Source organism: Streptomyces sp. NH27, from assembly GCF_056859195.1.
The window spans coordinates 1-2,286 of record NZ_JACEGK010000796.1; the positions used below are offsets into that span (position 1 = coordinate 1).

Here is a 2,286-nt window from a genome sequence, read left to right on the forward strand (position 1 = left end):
GGCCCGCGGTCTTCGAGCACACCTCGCGGCTGGACCGCGCCCAGTGCACCTTCGTCGCCCAAGGCGCCCGCAGCCAGGGCTCGACGACCTCGTACAACGTCCAGGTGGACGTCGTCCTGCACCGCCACACCGACCCCGCGGCGGAGTTCGACGCGCAGCGGTCGGTGGACCCGTCGAACCTGCGGACCAGCACCCGCACCAGCGCCGTGCCCCACCTCGGCGACGAGGCGTACCTCCTCACCTTCGACAACCCCACCCGAATACTCGAAGTACGCAGCGGCGGCGCGGTGATCACGCTCCGGCTGGAGGCGACGACCACTCCCTACGGCACCGCTCCCGACACCGAGCAGCCCGAGCTGCCCGACCTCGACCGCCTCACCCCGTCGCTCGCCGACGCGGCCCGCGCGATCATGGCTGCCATGGCGTCGTAGCCACGCCCGGACGGGTCCCGTCAGCGGGTGATGCCGGCCGGCGGACGGTGCCCGTCACGGGGCGGCATGCTGCCCAGCGGTCCGGCGCCCCGCGGTCCGCTGCTCCGCGAGCCCCGCGCCCGTGCCGTCGTCCGCGTCGGCCGCGGCGCCCGGCGGGTCGTCGTCCGGCGGGGACGGCGCGTCCAGGCGGGCCCAGATGCACTTCCCGCTCTCGGTGTAACGGGTGCCCCACTGCCCGGCCATCATCGCGACGAGCTGGAGCCCGCGGCCGAACTCGTCGTCCAGCAGCGGGTGCCGTACCCGCGGGGTGGCCTGCGAGCCGTCGTACACCTCGCAGATCAGCGCGTGCTCGCTGCGCAGCAGCCGCAGCCGTACGAAGCCGCCGCCCGCGTCGGCGGCGTGCGTGCCGGTGGCCTGCGCGTCGGGGCTCTCGTCCAGGCCGAGACCGATCTTCAGGTCGAGGCCGTTGTCGAGATCGAGGTCGCCGAGGTCACCGAGATCGCCCAGGTCGGGGCCGCCGTCCGGCTCGCCGTCCGCCGCCTGTGCGGTGTCGTGGACCAGCCCGACCGCGTGCCGCACCGTGTTGCCGATCAGCTCGCTGACGATGAGGGTGACCACGTCGGCCATGTCGTCCAGCCGCCACGCGGCCAGCTTCGCGGCGGTCAACTCCCGGGCCCGGCTCGCGGACTCCGGCGACCACGGCAGGTCCCAGGTGGCCATCCGGTCCGAGGGCACCCGGCCGGTGCTCAGCGCCAGCAGCACCGCGTCGTCCTGGCAGCGCGGGTCCGGCGGCAGCTGTGCCACCACCGCGTCGCACATCGTGGCCAGCCAGTGCTCGGCGCGCTCGCCGTCGATCGGCACCGGCGCGGTGCCGGCGTAGCGGGCGATGGCGTCGATCAGCCGCGCGGCGTCCGGCGCCTGCGAGCCGAGCAGCCCGTCGGTGTACAGCACCAGGACGGTGCCCTCGGCGAAGATTGTCTCGGTGACCTGCGCGGGCACCTGTGCCATGCCCAGCGGCGGCCCGCTGGGAATGGTGAGACGGTGCGGTGTCCCGCCCGGCTCCAGGGCGATCGGCGGGGCGTGGCCGGCGCTGGCGATGCTGCACGCGCCGGAGGTGGGGTCGTACAGCGCGAGCAGGCAGGTCGCGCACACCACCGGGTCGTCGACGCGCGGGGCCAGCCGGACCACGACGTCGTTGAGGTGCGCCATGATCTCGTCCACCGGCATGTCGAGGGCGGCGACGGTCAGTGCCGCGTGCCGGATGATGCCCATCGCGATCGCCTGTTCCAGGCCGTGGCCCATCACGTCGCCGATCACCGCGAGCGTCCGGCCGCCCGACAGCGCGATGGTGTCGTACCAGTCGCCGCCGAGTTCCTGGCCGTCGGCGGTGCGGTAGCGGGCGACCGCGCGCAGGCCGACGGTGTCGGGGAGGCGGCCGGGCAGCAACTCCTGCTGGAGGCGCTCGGCGCGGTGCCGCGCGCTCTCGTAGAGCCGCGCGTTGCCGAGTGCCTGGGCGATGATGACGCCGACCGTGCCGAGCAGGGTCTTGTCGTCCTCGGTGAAGCGGCGCGGTGCGCTCCAGCCGATGACGCACGACCCGACCAGCCGGTCGCCGACGGCCAGCGGCAGCACCGCCCACGCGCCGACGCCGTCCAGCTCGGCCAGCCTGCCGAGCAGCCACGACGCCGTGCCGGGCCGCTCCTCGCGTTCGGCGGCCGCCCCGGTGAACCGATCGGCGCGGGAGATGAAGCGGGGCTGCTCGGCGACGCCCGCCGGGCCCATCGAGCCCCGGAAGCCCGGGTCCACCACGCCGTACGTGCCCTGCGCACCTCCCCAGTACGTCGCACGTTCCGCC

General features: G+C 74.8%; 1 protein-coding gene and 1 pseudogene. One reads left to right on the top strand and one right to left on the bottom strand.

What is annotated here, in order from left to right:
• Positions 1 to 431 (top strand): annotated as a pseudogene (locus AC13HU_RS35925) (hypothetical protein); the annotation flags it as partial.
• A gap of 54 nt (positions 432 to 485) precedes the next feature.
• On the opposite strand, the gene AC13HU_RS35930 reads toward AC13HU_RS35925, so the two are convergent.
• The coding region (locus AC13HU_RS35930; protein ID WP_483046190.1) for an ATP-binding SpoIIE family protein phosphatase at positions 486 to 2,286 on the bottom strand (1,801 nt) is incomplete at its 5' end.